The organism is Actinosynnema sp. NPDC020468, assembly GCF_040642015.1.
Lineage (GTDB): Bacteria > Actinomycetota > Actinomycetes > Mycobacteriales > Pseudonocardiaceae > Actinosynnema.
Genome location: NZ_JBFAEO010000021.1, coordinates 34244 through 49737, shown reverse-complemented (window position 1 = coordinate 49737; position 15494 = coordinate 34244). Strand labels below are relative to the sequence as shown.

Below are 15494 nucleotides of genomic sequence, written 5' to 3'. Positions count from 1 at the left end.
GCCGGGCGGCGTCTGCCCGGTGCCGACCATCGGCCACGTCCGCCCGGTGCCGGCTGCCCCGACTGCCCGGCGGTGTGGGGCGCCATCCGGCAGGCGAATGTAGAATTGCCCCATTGTAGAGTTGTTCAACAATCCTAAGGTTGAACCTGGCTACGTGAGGACAAGAGGTGCCAGGGACAATCCCCCCGCCGGGCTCCGGGGCTCCCGGCACCTGGCTGACGCGCGTGCTGCCTGCCCGACCTCGGTGCCGTTGCCGCCGCGGGGGCGTCCGGCGTGGCGTCATGGTCATCGCCACCCGCCCGAGGAACGGTCGGTGGGGCGCGGTGGTCGACCCGGTAGGTTCGTCGGGTGAGTCGGCGCGGGGTGTGGGATGTGGTGGTCGGGCAGCCCGAGGCGGTCTCGGTGCTCGGTGCGGCCGCCGAGGCGGCGGGGTTGATCGTGCGCGGGGGGACGCCCGCGCCGGGGGCCATGACGCACGCGTGGTTGTTCACCGGCCCGCCCGGGTCGGGGCGGTCGTCCACCGCTCGGGCGTTCGCCGCCGCGTTGCAGTGCCTGGTGACCGACGACCGGCCCGGGTGCGGCGAGTGCTCGGGGTGCCACACGACCCTGGCCGGCACCCACGCCGACGTGCGGGTGGTCGCGCCCGAGGGCCTGTCGATCTCGGTGGCCGAGATGCGCTCGCTGGTGCAGGTCTCGGCCCGGCGGCCCACGTCCGGCAAGTGGCAGGTGGTGATCATCGCCGACGCCGACCGGTTGACCGAGGGCGCGGCGAACGCGCTGCTCAAGGCCGTGGAGGAACCGCCGGAGCGGACCGTGTTCCTGCTGTGCGCGCCGTCGAGCCACCCGGACGACGTGTCGGTGACCATCCGGTCGCGGTGCCGGGTCGTGTCGCTGGGCACGCCCCGGACGGCCGCGATCGCGGAGGCGTTGCGGGACGAGGGGATCCCGGCGGAGCAGGCCGAGTGGGCCGCCTCGGTGTGCGGCGGCCACGTCGGCCGGGCGCGCCGGCTCGCGACCGACGACCAGGTGCGCGCGCGCCGGGACGCCGTGCTGCGGATCCCGTTGGCGCTCAAGCGCGCCGCCGACATCTTCACCTGCGCGGACTCGCTCGTGCAGGCCGCCGAGGCCGACGCGCTGACCGCCAACGAGGACCGCGACGAGGCCGAGCGCTCGGCGCTGGAGACCGCGATGGGCGCGGGCGGCACGGGCAAGGGCACCGCCGCCGCGACCCGAGGCGCGAAGGGCGCGTTGAAGGACCTGGAGAAGCGGCAGAAGTCGCGGGCCACCCGCACCCAGCGCGACTCGCTGGACCAGGCGTTGGTGGACCTGGCCGCGTTCTACCGGGACGTGCTGGTGACCAAAACCGGCGCGACCGCCGTGCTGAACCACCCGGACCGGTCGGTCGACGCGCACGAGGCGTCCCGCGTGTGGACGGCGGAGTCCACGCTCAAGCGGCTCGAGGCGGTGCTGGCGTGCCGCGAGGCGTTGGAGACCAACGTGAAGCCGCGCATCGCCGTGGAGGCCATGCTGACGACGTTGCAGCGCGGCTAGGCGTCCTCGCGCCGCCGCTCCGCGGGCACCGCCCCCACCGCGATCGCGCCGAGCAGCAGCAGCGCGGTGCCGGTCCAGAAGATCGGCACGGTGTTGTACGCGGCGCTCGTGTACGCCAGCGGGGTGGTCTTCGTGCCGCCGCCGCCCGGGTTGGCCGGGTTGGGCGTGACCTGGTGGGCCGGCGCGCACACCACGCCACCGGACGGTGCGACCGCGCGCACGATCTGCTCGCCCAGGGACACCTGCGCCAACGCCGAAGGCAGGTTCGGCAGACCGAGCGCGTCGGTCGGGAGCAGCTGGAGGTCGAGCAGGCGCGCGGTCGCGCCGAGCATGAACCCGTCGACGCGGGGGCCGTCCTGGGACAGCGGGCCGTCGACCGGTTGGGACTTCTGGTTCAGCTGCCCGATCTGCAACCGCAGCACCCCGATGTCCAGGAGCCGTTGTCGCAGGTCGCCGACGACGGGCAGCTTCAGGTCGCCGGTCGGCAGGCCGATCGGCACGTCGAGCTTCGGCGAGGCCGCGTCGAGCTGCCCGAGCACCCGCCCGCCCTGGCTGACCTTCAGCACGGGCGCGGTGTAGCTGGTCGTGGACGTCGCCGCGTCACCGGTCGCCAGGACGGTCAGCGTGGGTTGGGCGACCACGTCGACGCGGATCTCCACCGGCGTGCCGGCGAGCAGGCGGATGCTCGACGCCTGGAGCGTGGAGGTGGACTTCACCGCCTTGTTGGGCGTGCCGGGCAGGTCCACCAGTTCGACGGTGGAGTGGGCGGCCATCGTGTTCGGCAGGCTGAGCAGCGAGCCCGTCGCGCCGGTGTCCGCGGTGCCGGAGAGCAGCCCGCCGAGCCGGCTGAGCGGGCCGCTGAGGTTCTTCAGCCCGTCCAGCAGTGTCTTCTGGCCGGTGGCGTCGAGCTTGGTGCCCGTCAGCTGACCGGTCAGGTCGGTGGCGGCGGGCAGGGTCGGGATCGCGTTGAGCACGGACAGGCTCGCCAGCTCGGTGGAGGCGTCCGCGGTCGGCGACACGCACGGGCCGAGCTCGTCGTCCCACCGGGCGTGCGCGCTGCCGGTGAGCAGCCCGATCCGGACCAGCGCGTCGAGCGGGGTGCTCGGCGGGGTGAGCCCGCCGGTGGTGGCCCGCGGGTTGTCCGGCGACGCGGTCTGGAGCAGCGTGCCGGGCGTCTGCGGCGCGCGCCCCTCGACGGCGAAGCCGAACGGCGAGGCCTGCGCGACGGCCCGTTCGTAGGTCAGGAACGCCTCGGAGTTGGCCTGCGCGCTCGCGAGCCCGATGCCCAGCTCGGCGGCCGACTGCCGGGGCAGCTGCTCGCCGAACCCGGGCAGGATCGTGGTGGTCTGCGCGGCGCCCGGCGCGAGCCGCACGACGGCGAGCCCGGTCCCGGCGTCCCCGATCGCGTGCGTCACCCGTTCGGGGCCAGTGGACACGGGCGGCTGATTCGGGTCGCTCGGACGGGGAACGGGGGTGGTCACCACGGGCTGGGCGAACGCGGGCGTGCCGAGCAGGGCGACCAGCACGGCAACGGCGGGCAGAGCCAACAGGCGCATCCGGTTCCCCCAGGTGACGACGACGTCAGTGGGTCACGCCACGTGAGCGGCGTCACGAACGGCATAACGACCACCCCCCTGATCGGTGACGCCCACCCGGTCCGCTATAGTTGTTGCGTCTCGCCGCCTTAGCTCAGTCGGCCAGAGCGGTTCACTCGTAATGAACAGGTCATCGGTTCGATTCCGATAGGCGGCTCAGCGGGATGGAAGGGCCGGGGTCAGTGACCCCGGCCCTTTCTCTTTGCCCGCTCTCGAGCGTCGCCCGCGGTCTGCTGTGGTGAGTCCGTTCGTGTGGCAGTCCGCGGTCTCGTCCCCGTCGAAGGCGACGAATAGGACTGTTCGGAGTCACGAAGGCGATCCCGCTGGGCCATTCGAGTGACGTTTGCACCGTTGCCGTCAAAGATCAGTCACCGTGTCGTTGCCAAGCGGGGGAGGTGTCGGTCGTGGTGTGCATGGTCGTGTCCACGGTGCTGTCGTTGCCCGTGGTCGTGGGGGTCACGCGGGTGGGGCGGGCGCGGCGGCGGCACTGGGTTCGGGAGCCGGGGTTGTTCCACCACTCGGTGCGGAACTCGTCCTGAGGACCGGTGCGGCGATCCTCGTGACGTGGTCGGCGTAGCGGGCGGTCAGTGCGGCGGCCGCGGCGGTCGGGGTGCCGACCACGGCGAACGCGTGCAGCACCTCGTCCGGGATCAGGTCGGACATCTCCTGCCAGCGGCCGCGGCGGGAGAGGTGGTGGAGGTCCTCGGCGAGCGACTCCCAGCCGTGCAGGGCCAGGACCGGGCGGTAGGCCGGGGTCGAGCCGTAGAACGCGATCTGCCGCTTCACCTCCGCGAGGCCGCGCTCGTCGCACGCCACCAGTGACGGGCCGCTGATCTCCAGTCCCGCCGGCGGTTTGCCCGCGCGGGCCCGGCCGCGTTCCAACGCCGGCAGCGTCACCTCGCGGAAGTAGCGCGCGGTGGTGAAGTTGTGGCACAGGAAGCCGTCGGCGACCTCGCCCGCGACCTCGGTCATCCGCTCGCCGACGCCCGCCAGCCACACCTTCGGCCTGCCGTGCGGGTTCGGGCCGGGGTCGAAGAAGTCCGTCATCAGGGTGTGCGTGTAGAACTCGCCGCGGAACCTCGGGCGGGTGCCGGTCTCCCAGCAGTCCCAGATCGCGTGCAGCGCCAGCACGAACTCGCGCATCCGCGCCGCCGGCCGCGACCACGGCATGCCGAACCGCTTGGTGATGTGCGGTTCCACCTGCGAGCCGAGACCGAGGTGGAACCGGCCGCCGGACAGCAGTTGCAGGTCGTTCGCCTGCACCGCCACGGTCATCGGGTTGCGGGCGAACGCGACCGCGATCGCGGTGCCGAGGTCCAGGTCGAGCCCGGTGGCCTGACCCAGCGCGACGAACGGGTCGTGCCGGGTCTCGGCGAGCCAGAACCCGTCCAACCCCGCGTCCCGCGCCTCGACCGCCGCCGCGCGGACGGTGGTGGGGAGGTAGGCGATCTCCAACCGGTCGACCTTCACGGCGGCCAACGCTAGCGGTTCGGGCGCAGGGTCCAGATCACGGTCATCTCGCCGGTCGTGACCCCGTCGGCGTCGGTGATCGCGACGGTCACCGGGAACTCCGGCCGCACGCCCGACTCCAGTTCCGCCACCACGTCCGCCGCCGGCCTGCCCAGCACGGCCGTCGCGGTCAGCGGGCCGAGGGCGAGCTTGCGGTAGGCGATCTCGGCGCGCGCGACCAGCGGCGTCGCCTTGCCCAGGTGCGGCGCGAACGCGGCCATCACCACGGCGCCGGACGCGGTCTCCGCCACGCCGAACATCACCGCCGCGTGCGGCCCGCCGACGTGGTTGCGCGCCTCCTCGCGGTCGGGCAGCGTCGCCACCACCCGCTCGCCCGACACCTCGGCGAACTCCACCCCGGACGTGGTCACCCACGGCACGGCCTGCTTCATGGCGTCGGCGACGAACGCGTGCTCCTGGCTCATGCCGGCGATGCTACCCATCGGTAACCCCCGAGGCGAGCCGGGTCGACATCCGTGGTCAATCGTTCACTTGCCCCCTTGTTCACTCGTCGGATTGTTCAACAAGCCGACGATCCGATTGTTGAACAAGTGAAAGAGGGGGCGAGTGAACGACGACGGCAGCCGGGAAATTGAGTGGCGCTCAGGGGTGTCCGACGGGTGACATCTTGGGGGGCGATGGCGGGGTCGGGGTGCGGGCGTGTTGTCGATCATGCTGTGAGCTGCGGAAATGGCGCGCAGGGCGAGTGTCGGGAGTGGAATCGGGAGATACCTGGGAGCGTGAGACGGGAGTCACCACTTATTTCGTTTGCCAAGACTCTTCAGCAGGTTCATGCTTGTACCCAGCAACTAGTTGGTTGATGCAAGCAAACGGAGAGTCCCATGGTGACCCCGGTGGGTGACGAGACGCAGGCGCTCAGCCTGGAGATGGCCGACCGGGTCGGCACGGCGCTGGCGAGGTTGAACAAGATGCACGCCTGCGTCGCCGCGCAGCTCAGCAAGGCCGGCATCGACAAGGCGTCGTTCATCCTGCTGGCCACCCTGCGCCACCTGGGACCGTCGCGGTCGAGCGCGTTGGCGGAGGCGGTCTTCTCGGACCCCTCCACGGTCAGCCGCCAGGTCGCGACCCTCGTGAAGGAAGGGTTGGTCGAGCGCCGGGCGGATCCCGACGACGGCCGGGCCAGCGTGCTGGCCACGACGGACGCGGGCAATCGCCAGGTGGAGGAGCGGCGGCTCCAGCGCAACCGATCCATCGCGCGACAGATGTCCGACTGGTCCGAGGAGGACCTGTCGGAGTTCCTGAAGTACTTCGAGCGCTTCGTGGAGAGCTACGAACGGGCGCTGCCGAATTTCATCGCTGAGAGCGGACTGGGGCCGCGCTCAGAAGGAGAGAAGTGATGTCGGAAACGACGACCCGAGCGGACGCGCCGCCACCCGGCGCCGCACTGCTCAGCCACCGGCAGATCCTGACGATCCTGTCGGGCCTGCTGCTCGGCATGTTCCTCGCCGCGCTGGACCAGATGATCGTGGCGACCGCGATGAAGACCATCGCGGACCAGCTCAACGGCCAGACCCTCCAGGCGTGGGCGACCACCGCGTACCTGATCACGGCCACCATCTCGACCCCGTTGTACGGCAAGCTGTCCGACATCTACGGGCGCAAGCCGATGTACCTCACCGCGATCTCGCTGTTCCTGGCCGGCTCGCTGCTGTCCGGCATCGCGGGCTCGATGTACGAACTGGCCGCGTTCCGCGCGGTGCAGGGCCTCGGCGCCGGTGGTCTGATGTCGCTCGCGATGGCGATCCTCGCGGACATCACCTCGCCGCGTGAGCGCTCCAAGTACACCGGCTACTTCATGGCCGTGTTCGGCATCTCGAGCGTCGCGGGCCCGGTCGTGGGCGGTCTGTTCGCGGGTCTGCACACGTTCCTCGGCACCGACGGCTGGCGCTGGGTGTTCCTGATCAACGTCCCGATCGCGCTCGTCGCGCTGGTCGTGGTGGCGAAGGTGCTGAACATCCCGCACAAGCGGGTCAACCACCGGATCGACTACGTGGGCGCGCTGCTGCTCACCGTGGGCCTCGTGCCGCTGCTGATCGTGGCCGAGCAGGGTCGCGAGTGGGGCTGGGACTCCGGCCGCTCGATCCTGATGTACGTCATCGGCGTGGTCGGCCTGGTCGGCTTCGTGTTCGCCGAGCGGCGGATGGGCGACGAGGCGCTGCTGCCGATGCGGTTGTTCCGCAGGCAGACGTTCTCGCTGGGCAACACGATCAACTTCGTGCTGGGCATCGGCATGTTCGGCGGCATGGTCTCGCTGCCGCTGTACCTCCAGATCGTCAAGGGCTTCACGGCCACCGAGGCCGGCCTGATGATGCTCCCGCTGACCTTCGGCATCATGACCGCCGCGGGCACCAGCGGCCAGATCACCGCGAAGACCGGTCGCTACAAGGTCTTCCCGGTCATCGGCTTCGGCCTGATGACGGCCGCGCTGTTCCTGTTCGGCACCGTCGGCACGGACACGCCCACGTGGCAGCCGATCGTGCTGATGTTCCTGATGGGCGCGGGCCTGGGTCTGTGCATGCAGACGCTGCTCGTGGCCATCCAGAACGACGCCGAGCCGCGCGACATGGGTGTGGCGACCTCGTCGGCCACGTTCTTCCGGCAGATCGGCGGGACCATCGGTGCCGCGGTCTTCCTGTCGATCCTGTTCAGCACGGTGGGCGACAAGATCGGCAACGCGCTGAAGGCGGCGTTCCCGACCCAGGCGTTCCAGCAGGCGCTGGCGGCCAACCCGCAGTTCGCGCAGCAGCTCCAGCAGGGCGGCGGCATGACCGACCTGAACAACACCGAGTTCCTGAACAAGCTGGACCCGGTGTTGGCGCGGCCGTTCCTCGACGGGTTCTCCAGCTCGATCGACCTGGTGTTCGTCGTCGGCGGTGCGGTCACCCTGGTCGGCTTCGTGATCGTGTGGTTCCTCAAGGAGATCCCGCTGTCCAGCCGGTCCGGTCTGGAGCGGGTGCAGGACCAGGCCGACGCCGAGCCGGTCGTCGCGATGCACTGAGGTCCTGGGCGCCACAACGAGAAGAGGCCCACTCCCGTCGGGGGGAGTGGGCCTCTTCGGCGTTCGGTCCTCAGTGGTCCTCGCCGTTGGCGACGGCGTCCTTGAGGCGCTGGTAGGACCGCACGATCTCGGCCTCGGCCTCGTTGCGGCCGACCCAGGTCGCGCCCTCGACGCTCTTGCCCGGCTCGAGGTCCTTGTAGACCTCGAAGAAGTGCTGGATCTCCAGGCGGTAGAACTCGCTCAGGTGGTGGATGTCGCGCAGGTGCTCGGAGCGCGGGTCCACGGCCGGCACGCAGAGCAGCTTGTCGTCGCCGCCCTTCTCGTCGGTCATGCGGAACATGCCGATGGCGCGGGCGCGGATCAGGCAGCCGGGGAAGGTCGGCTCCTGGACGATGACCAACGCGTCGAGCGGGTCGCCGTCCTCACCCAGTGTGTCGTCGACGAACCCGTAGTCCGCCGGGTATTGAGTGGCCGTGAAGAGGGTGCGGTCCAAGCGGATGCGGCCCGTCTTGTGGTCCATCTCGTACTTGTTGCGGACACCCTTGGGGATCTCGATGGTGACGTCGAACTCCACTGCGCGGTCCTCGCTCGTCTTTGTCAGCCGTTACGCCACTAGTGTGGACCACGACGTCTCGTCAACCCTCATCGAAGTACGGGTGAGCAGGTGTGACGTTGCCCGTACTTCGACCGCGGAGGACTGCGTGCCCGACGAGCCATCGTGGCCGACCGTCGATGACGACGACAACGGCCGCGAAACGCCAAAGGTGCAGGTCAAACCCTCGGACCCGCCCACGATGCGGATTCCCGCGCCGTTGCCCGCGTCGAAGAAGGGCGTTTCTGGATCGAATGCTGGATCGAGCAAGCGGGACGACCGGGCGACGGTGGTGAACACCCCGGCCGCGGCCGCTCCGGGCGATCTTGGTCGGGACGCGCGCGCGGGCGGCTCGCCGGCGGGTGGGCGGGCGACCGCGCGGACGGAACCGGCGGGCAGCGCGCCGGCTACCGGATCGGGTGAACTTTCGGGAAACGGTGGGGCCGGGCGCGGAACCGCGGCGGAGTCACCGAGCGTGTCCGCCGGTCCGGCGAACCCCCGCCCGGGCGGTCCCGCCACGGGTCCGCAGCCGCCGGTCGGGCGACGCGGGGGTCCGGGCACCGGTCCGCAGCCCGTCGTGGGCGACGAGCGCCGGCCTGGTGGTCCCGCGACGGGGCCGCAGCCCGTGGTCGGTGACGAGCGCCGGCCTGGTGAGGCTCGGCCCGGTGAGTGGCGTGGTGGTCCTGGTACCGGGCCGCAGCCGGTGGTCGGGGATGAGCGTCGGCCTGGTGAGGCTCGGCCTGCCGACTGGCGTGGTGGTCCTGCGACCGGGCCGCAGCCCGTAGTCGGGGATGAGCGTCGGTCGAGTGAGGCCCGGCCTGCTGACTGGCGCGGTGGTCCTGGCACCGGTCCGCAGCCCGTGGTCGGGGATGAGCGTCGGCCTGGTGAGTGGCGCGGTGGTGGTCCCGGCGGAGTGCAGTCGCCTGTGGACGATCAGCGGCGGCCGGGGCAGCCCGGTGAGTGGCGCGGTGGGCCGCCGACCGGGCCGCAGGCCGCGGTGGAGGAGCAGCGTCGGTCCGTGCCCGGCGAGTCGCGTGGTGGTCCGGGTACCGGGCCGCAGCCCGCGGTCGGTGAGCGGCGCGGGCCGGTCGGTGACGGGCCGACGGTGGCCGTGTCGCGGGACGCCGTGTCGCGCGAGGCGGCCGGGCAGCGGCGGGTGGCGGAGAGCGCCACGGTGCCCACCCGGGCCGAGTTGCCGCCGAAGGCCGCGCCCGCGCGGATCGAGCCGGCCGAGGTGCCCGAGGAGCCGGCGCCCCGGCGGCGCAAGAAGAAGACGGTGCTCGTGGTCGTGGTGGTCCTCGTGCTGGCGCTCGGCGGGGCGGCGGCGTTCGGGGGTTTCCGCTACGGCTGGTTCGACCTGACGCCGACCGCCACGACGGCCGCGCCCGCGCCGCCCGCACCGGTCGCGATGTCGCTCAAGGGCGTGAGCCCCGACGCGCCCGCGCCGACCGCCGCCGGTGTCGCCGCGGTGCTCCAGGGCCCGGCCGCGGCCGGGGTGCTGAACCCGCTCAGCGGGATCGTGCTCGACCCGACCACCGGCACGGCGCTGTGGCAGCAGGGCGACACCACGCCCTTCACGCCCGCGTCCACGATCAAGATCCTCACCTCGGCCGCCGCGCTGCTCAGCCTCGACCACACCGCCCAGTTCTCGACCAAGGTCGTCGCGGGCGACAAGCCCGGCACCGCGGTGATCGTCGGCGGCGGTGACCCGACGCTGTCGTCGCTGCCCGCCGGGCAGACCACCGTCTACCCCGGCGCGGCGACGGTGGACGACCTGGTCGCGCAGGTCAAAGCCTCCGGCGCGGTCACCGAGGTCGGCTACGACACGTCCCGCTACGCCGGTGACGGGCTCGCGCCCGGCTGGGACCCGGGCGACGTCGCGGGCGGCTACGTCACGCCGATCACGCCGTTGATCATGGACGGCGGGCGGCTCGCCCCGAAGGAGATCGACACCCCGCGCACCGCGACGCCCGCCGCCGACACCGCGAAGGCGGTGGCGCAGCGGCTCGGCGCGACGGCAGGCGGCGAGGTCAAGGCCGCGGCGGGCGCGAAGGTGCTGGGCGAGGTCAAGTCCGCGCCCGTCGACCGGCTGGTCGAGAACCTGATGCAGATCTCGGACAACGTGCTCGCCGAGGCCATGGCGCGCGAGGTCGCGAAGAGCCAGGGGCTGGAGGTCTCGTTCGCGGGCGGCGCGCAGGCGGTGGAGAAGGTGCTGACCGCCAACGGGTTCGACCTGACCGGGGTGGCCATCGTGGACGGCAGCGGGTTGTCGCCGACGGACAAGGTGCCCGCGAAGCTGCTCGCGCAGATCCTGTCGGCCGCCGCGAGCCCGAACGTGGACGACCCGAAGACCGCGAAGCTGCGCCCGCTGCTGACCGCGCTGCCGGTCGCGGGCGGCAGCGGCACGCTCGCCGGCCGGTACGCCGATTCCGACGGCCGCGGCTGGGTCCGGGCCAAAACCGGCACGCTCACCGGGGTGAACTCGTTGGCGGGCGTGGTGGTCGACGGCGACGGGCGGCTGCTGGTGTTCGCGTTCATGTCGTTGAGCGCCCAGTCGGCCACCGACGTGCGGGGCGCGCTGGACACGCTCGCCGCGGCACTGCGGGGCTGCGGCTGCCGCTGATCTGTCCGAAGGCGGTCCGCGCCGGTAGCGTCGGCCCCGTGAACGCCTCCACGCAGGACCGCAGCGCCCCGGTCGACTGGGACCTGGCGGCGGCCACCGCGACCAGGTTGGTCCGACCGGGACCGGTGGTGCCCCGAGCCGAGGCCGACACGGCCGTCGGGCGGTTGCGCGAACTGGCCGTCGACGCCGAGGTGCACGTCCGGGAGCTGACCGGGCTCGGCCACGGGTTGCCGCTGCTCCCCGGCGAGGTCGTGGACCGGCCGGGGTGGGTGCGCGCGGCGACGCGGGGGTTGGCGTCGCTGACCGACGGCGTGCTGCCGCGGCAGGCGGGCGCGTTCGGCGGGGTGATGGCGGGCACGGCCGGCGTGCAGGCGGGCGTGGTGATCGCGTTCCTGAGCGCCCGGGTGCTCGGCCAGTACGACCCGTTCACCGACGGCGGCCGGCTGCTGCTGGTCGCGCCGAACATCGTGGGCGCGCAGCGGGCGCTGGACGTGCCGGGCGACGACTTCAGCACGTGGGTGTGCCTGCACGAGTGCACGCACCGGTTGCAGTTCACCGCCGTGCCGTGGCTGGCCGACCACTTCTCCGGCCTGGTGGCGGCCCTGCTCGGCACGATGGACGAGAGCACCGCGCCCAAGCTGCGCGACCTGCCCCGGCGGCTGCGCGAGGCGGACGGCATCGTGGACCTGCTCCAGTCGCCCGCGCAGCGGTCGATCCTGGACCGGTTGATCGCGTTGTCGACGCTGCTCGAGGGCCACGCGGACCACGTGATGGACGGCGTGGGCCCGGAGGTGGTGCCGTCGGTGACGACCATCCGCGAGCGGTTCACCGTGCGGCGCAAGGGCGGTGGCGTGCTGGACCGGGTGCTGCGGACCGTGCTGGGCGTCGAGGCGAAGGTCCGGCAGTACGCCGAGGGCGCCGCGTTCACCGGGCACGTGGTGGGCGCGGTCGGCATGTCCGGGTTCAACGCGGTGTGGTCGGCGCCCGAGGCGCTGCCCACCAGGGCCGAGATCGCCGACCCCGACGCCTGGCTCCGCCGCGTCGCGCCGTGAACGGTCCGCTCTCGGTCGTCCGGGGTGCGGTGAAGCGGTTCCTGACGGAACACCCACCCGGTCGGGTGACGGTGGCGGTGTCCGGCGGCGCCGACTCGCTCGCGTTGGCGGCGGTCGTGGGCCGGCTCGTGCCGGGTTCGTGCGCGCACGTGGTGGACCACGGGTTGCAGGACGGCTCGGCGGAGGTCGCGGCGCGCGCGGCGCGGACGTGCGAGTCGTTCGGCCTCATGACGAAAGTCACCCGGATCGAGGTCACCGGAACGGGTGGGCCGGAGGCGGCGGCCCGGCGGGCCAGGTATGCCGCTCTGCGTCCGTCCGAAGGGGTCGTCCTGCTCGGACACACGCGTGACGACCAGGCGGAGACGGTGTTGCTGGGCCTCGGTCGCGGGTCCGGTCCGCGCAGTGTGGCGGGTATGCGGTTTTTCGACGCACCGTGGGGAAGGCCACTGTTGGAGGTCTCCCGATCGGCGACCCGAGGGGCGTGTGACGAACTCGGGGTGACGCCGTGGGAGGACCCGCACAACGTCGACCCCGCGTTCACCAGGGTTCGGCTGCGGCACGAGGTGTTGCCGCTGCTGGAGGACGTGTTGCAGGGCGGTGTGGGCGCGGCGCTGGCCCGCACGGCGGCCCAGTTGCGCGAGGATTGCGACGCGTTGGACGCGCTGGCCGAGGCGTTCGACGGCGACCGGTGCGCGGTCGCGGACGTCGAGGGGTTGCCGGTCGCGTTGCGGCGCAGGGTGCTGCGGCGGTGGCTGGTGGCCGAAGGTGTGCCTGAGTTGTCCGATTCGCACCTGCGCCGGGTGGACGCGCTCGTCGGCTCGTGGCGAGGTCAGGGCGGTGTTTGGTTGCCCGGTGGCTTTGTGGCGCGGCGCGTGCATGGCAGGCTGAAGGTGGAACCAGTGCAGTCATGACAAAAGGGGAACCGTCCGTGTACGACGGCGACATCGCCTCCGTGCTGATCTCCGAGCAGGAGATCGGCGACAAGGTCACGGAACTGGCCAACAAGGTCGCGGCCGACTACCCGGCCGACGGCGGCAACGACCTCGTGTTGATCACCGTCCTGAAGGGCGCGGTGATGTTCATGACCGACCTGGCCCGAGCGCTGCCGGTGCCCGTGCAGCTGGAGTTCATGGCGGTCAGCTCCTACGGCTCGTCCACCTCGTCGTCCGGCGTGGTGCGCATCCTCAAGGACCTGGACCGCGACATCGCCGACCGGGACGTGCTGATCGTCGAGGACATCATCGACTCCGGGCTGACGCTGTCCTGGCTGCTCAAGAACCTGGCCTCCCGCCGGCCGCGCTCGCTCGAGGTCTGCACGCTGCTGCGCAAGCCGGACGCGGTGAAGGTGGAGGTCCCGGTCAAGTACGTGGGCTTCGAGATCCCCAACGAGTTCGTCGTGGGCTACGGCCTGGACTACGCCGAGCGCTACCGCGACCTGCCCTACATCGGCGCCCTGGACCCCAAGGTCTACTCGGGCTGACGCCGAAGCCCGGCTCCCGGACCCACCCGTCCGGGGGCCGGTGTCAGCAGTTCGGGCGGCAGCGGCGCTGGGAGATCGCGTCGAGCAGCACGCCCTTGATGTCGTCGGACTGCATGGCCTGGTAGGCCTTGCCGCCGGTGGCCGCCGCGATCTCCTTCAGGGCGTCCATGTCCGCGTCCGGGCCGAGGCCCACCATGAACATCGGGACCGGGCGGGTCGGGTCGGCCTCCTTCTTCAGGGTGGCCACCAGGTTCGTCAGGTCGATCGACCGCGCGTCGTCGTTGCGGCCGTCGGTCAGCAGCGTCACCGAGTTGATCTTGTCCGGGTTGTACGTCCGCTGCGCCTGCCGGAACGCGGCCAGCACCGTGTCGTTCAACGCCGTGCCGCCGCCGACCAGGGACGGCAGGGTCGCCGCGCCCTTCTGAAGCTGCACCCGCCGCGCCGCGCCCGCGATCGGCTCGCCCAGCGGGCCCGTCGGGATCAGCTCGACCCAGTCGTCCGGCGGGTTCTTGTCCGTGGAGAACGCCCACAGCCCGATCTCGGAGGTGTCGGGCAGCATCGCGAGCGCGGTCAACGCCGCGTTGCGCGCCGCCTCGATCCGGGTTTCGCTCCCGGTGCCCATCTTCTCGGCCATCGAGCCGGACACGTCCAGCACGGTGAGGATCCGGGTGTCCAGCGAGATCGCGCCCCACGTGCGCAGCAGTTCCGACACCTGGTCGGGTGACGGCGTCTTCATGGTCGCGACGTCGTCGGCGCGCACGCCGTCCTTCTCGACCGACCACCCCTGCGGCGCGCGGCCCTGCGCGGTGCGGAACCCGGCGTCGGCGAAGCGCTGGTGGGCGCCGTCGGTCCGCAGCGCGGCGCCGAAGCCCTCGGCGGCCTGCGCGGTGCCCGCTTGTTCACCTGTCCGGCTGACCCTCACCAGGGGGTAGTCGAAGGTGACCGTGCCCTCCTTCGGGTAGGACGCCACCACCCGCCGACTGCCCGCCTGCCGGTTCGCGGCCAGCACGGCCTGTTCCGACGCGGTGAACACGGGTGCGTCCTGCTGACCCTGGGTCACCTTGCCGAACGCGTCGCGCACGGACGGCAACGCGTCCCGGCCGATCCGCAGCAGCGTGGCGATCAGCTCGGGTTTCGGCGTGCCGTCCGGGTTGCCCAGCTGCGCCCGCACCACCGCGAGCGTCGCCAGGCCCTCGGTCGACGTGGTCGGGTCGGTCAGCGACACGGTCACCGCCGGGTCGACCACCTTCGCCCACGGCACCGGCGTGACCGGCCAGCCCAGCCCGCCGAGTGCCTGCTGGGAGCCCGCGATCACCAGCGGTGACGACGCGAGCGAGTCGCCGATGTCCAGCCGCGGCGCGTCCGCGCCCTGTTCACCCGCCTGGCGCGAGGACTCGGCCGCCCACATGGAGGAGTCGGGCACCCACAGCGACGGCGGGTTGATCTGCGCGGTCGGCAGCTCCTTGGCCACGTCCGCCGCGCTCCGCGCCTCGACCTGCACCTGCACGCAGCGGCCGGCGACGATCGGCTGGGTCGCCTCGTAGTCCTCCGCGACGCCCTTGACCACGTCCTCGACCGCCGGTGCCACGGCCACCTTCAGCGGCAGCGTGCCCGCGCAGTCGGGGCCACTGGTCGAGCGCAGGGCGACGACGGTGACGCCGGCCGCCGCGACGACGCCGACCAGGGCTCCGATCGGGAGCGCGACGCGCCGGAGCCGGCCTGGGGCGTGGTGGCGAGCAGACATCGGTCATACCTTCGATCGGTGTTCAACCATTCGGGTGGGTGAGAACACTCAGTGACTGCCGAGGATGACATGTCACTCCGGTCGGTCCGGACCCGTGTGGCGTGCGTCACGTGAACATCCCTCATGTCGTCGCCACCTGCGAGTAACGCGACACGCGCCGTCGGGTTACGCCCCCGCGACCGCCTTTCCGCCACCTCTGTGTACGCCCACAGCGGAACCCGGACCACCGGTCGCGCGCCCACCCGGGCGTCACGGGAACATCGGACGAGGTTCACCCGTTGGTCTCTCGAGAGCGACAGCCGGTCGGCCGTCGACGTGGGGCGCCCAGT

Annotated in this window: 12 protein-coding genes and 1 tRNA gene; 8 read left to right on the top strand and 5 right to left on the bottom strand. The window is 72.0% G+C overall.

Going from position 1 to position 15494, the window contains the following annotated elements; genetic code table 11:
• Window positions 1-348 precede the first annotated feature (348 nt).
• A complete protein-coding gene (locus AB0G50_RS16925) occupies window positions 349-1551 on the top strand; it encodes a DNA polymerase III subunit delta' (RefSeq protein ID WP_360108685.1) in 1203 nt (400 codons plus the stop codon).
• On the opposite strand, the gene AB0G50_RS16920 is transcribed toward AB0G50_RS16925, so the two are convergent.
• Entirely contained in the window at window positions 1548-3107 is a 1560-nt protein-coding gene (locus AB0G50_RS16920) for a hypothetical protein (protein ID WP_360108682.1), read from the bottom strand. The two genes, AB0G50_RS16925 and AB0G50_RS16920, sit on opposite strands and share 4 nt — an antisense overlap.
• A gap of 122 nt (window positions 3108-3229) precedes the next feature.
• Between AB0G50_RS16920 and AB0G50_RS16915 the strand changes: the two genes are divergently transcribed.
• Window positions 3230-3303 (top strand) — tRNA-Thr (locus AB0G50_RS16915).
• 299 nt (window positions 3304-3602) lie between these two features.
• Here AB0G50_RS16915 and AB0G50_RS16910 read toward each other — a convergent pair.
• Together AB0G50_RS16910 and AB0G50_RS16905 are read right to left on the bottom strand one after the other, a co-directional pair.
• Window positions 3603-4616 carry a TIGR03617 family F420-dependent LLM class oxidoreductase gene (locus AB0G50_RS16910; protein WP_360108679.1) on the bottom strand — a complete coding sequence of 338 codons (1014 nt, stop codon included), beginning with the start codon at window positions 4614-4616 and terminating at the stop codon, window positions 3603-3605.
• Between the two features lie 11 nt (window positions 4617-4627).
• Complete coding sequence (locus AB0G50_RS16905) at window positions 4628-5080, bottom strand: DUF4442 domain-containing protein (RefSeq protein WP_360108676.1); 453 nt, start codon at window positions 5078-5080, stop codon at window positions 4628-4630.
• Window positions 5081-5509: 429 nt separating this feature from the next.
• Here AB0G50_RS16905 and AB0G50_RS16900 point away from each other — a divergent pair, with 429 nt between their 5' ends.
• Together AB0G50_RS16900 and AB0G50_RS16895 are read left to right on the top strand one after the other, a co-directional pair.
• The gene (locus AB0G50_RS16900) at window positions 5510-6013 is read left to right on the top strand and encodes a MarR family winged helix-turn-helix transcriptional regulator (RefSeq protein WP_360108673.1); all 504 of its coding nucleotides are present in this window, start codon (window positions 5510-5512) and stop codon (window positions 6011-6013) included.
• Window positions 6013-7674 carry an MDR family MFS transporter gene (locus AB0G50_RS16895; protein WP_360108670.1) on the top strand — a complete coding sequence of 554 codons (1662 nt, stop codon included), beginning with the start codon at window positions 6013-6015 and terminating at the stop codon, window positions 7672-7674. Before AB0G50_RS16900 ends, AB0G50_RS16895 begins: the two co-directional genes overlap by 1 nt.
• Before the next feature lie 70 nt (window positions 7675-7744).
• On the opposite strand, the gene AB0G50_RS16890 is transcribed toward AB0G50_RS16895, so the two are convergent.
• Complete coding sequence (locus AB0G50_RS16890) at window positions 7745-8248, bottom strand: inorganic diphosphatase (RefSeq protein WP_360108667.1); 504 nt, start codon at window positions 8246-8248, stop codon at window positions 7745-7747.
• 943 nt (window positions 8249-9191) lie between these two features.
• On the opposite strand from AB0G50_RS16890, the gene dacB reads away from it, so the two are divergent.
• Genes dacB through hpt form a run of 4 tightly spaced genes read left to right on the top strand, consistent with a single transcriptional unit; the run spans window position 9192 to window position 13421 of the window.
• A complete protein-coding gene (gene dacB, locus AB0G50_RS16885; RefSeq protein ID WP_360108664.1) occupies window positions 9192-10889 on the top strand; it encodes a D-alanyl-D-alanine carboxypeptidase/D-alanyl-D-alanine-endopeptidase in 1698 nt (565 codons plus the stop codon).
• A 38-nt stretch (window positions 10890-10927) separates the two neighbouring features.
• Window positions 10928-11941: a zinc-dependent metalloprotease gene (locus AB0G50_RS16880; protein ID WP_360108661.1), complete on the top strand. Its 1014-nt coding sequence runs from the start codon at window positions 10928-10930 to the stop codon at window positions 11939-11941.
• Window positions 11938-12852 carry a tRNA lysidine(34) synthetase TilS gene (gene tilS, locus AB0G50_RS16875; RefSeq protein WP_360108659.1) on the top strand — a complete coding sequence of 305 codons (915 nt, stop codon included), beginning with the start codon at window positions 11938-11940 and terminating at the stop codon, window positions 12850-12852. The genes AB0G50_RS16880 and tilS overlap by 4 nt, the downstream gene beginning before the upstream one ends.
• A gap of 17 nt (window positions 12853-12869) precedes the next feature.
• Window positions 12870-13421, top strand: coding sequence for a hypoxanthine phosphoribosyltransferase (gene hpt, locus AB0G50_RS16870; protein ID WP_360108909.1), 552 nt, complete (start codon window positions 12870-12872; stop codon window positions 13419-13421).
• A gap of 43 nt (window positions 13422-13464) precedes the next feature.
• Here hpt and AB0G50_RS16865 read toward each other — a convergent pair whose 3' ends face one another.
• Window positions 13465-15165, bottom strand: a complete 1701-nt coding sequence (locus AB0G50_RS16865) for a substrate-binding and VWA domain-containing protein (protein ID WP_360108656.1) — start codon at window positions 15163-15165, stop codon at window positions 13465-13467.
• Window positions 15166-15494: the final 329 nt, after the last annotated feature.

Coding starts and splice junctions, on each gene's coding strand:
- AB0G50_RS16920 (WP_360108682.1), bottom strand. CDS start 3,107: ATGCGCCTGTTGGCTCTGCCCGCCGTTGCCGTGCTGGTCGCCCTGCTC.
- AB0G50_RS16905 (WP_360108676.1), bottom strand. CDS start 5,080: ATGAGCCAGGAGCACGCGTTCGTCGCCGACGCCATGAAGCAGGCCGTG.
- AB0G50_RS16895 (WP_360108670.1), top strand. CDS start 6,013: ATGTCGGAAACGACGACCCGAGCGGACGCGCCGCCACCCGGCGCCGCA.
- AB0G50_RS16865 (WP_360108656.1), bottom strand. CDS start 15,165: ATGTCTGCTCGCCACCACGCCCCAGGCCGGCTCCGGCGCGTCGCGCTC.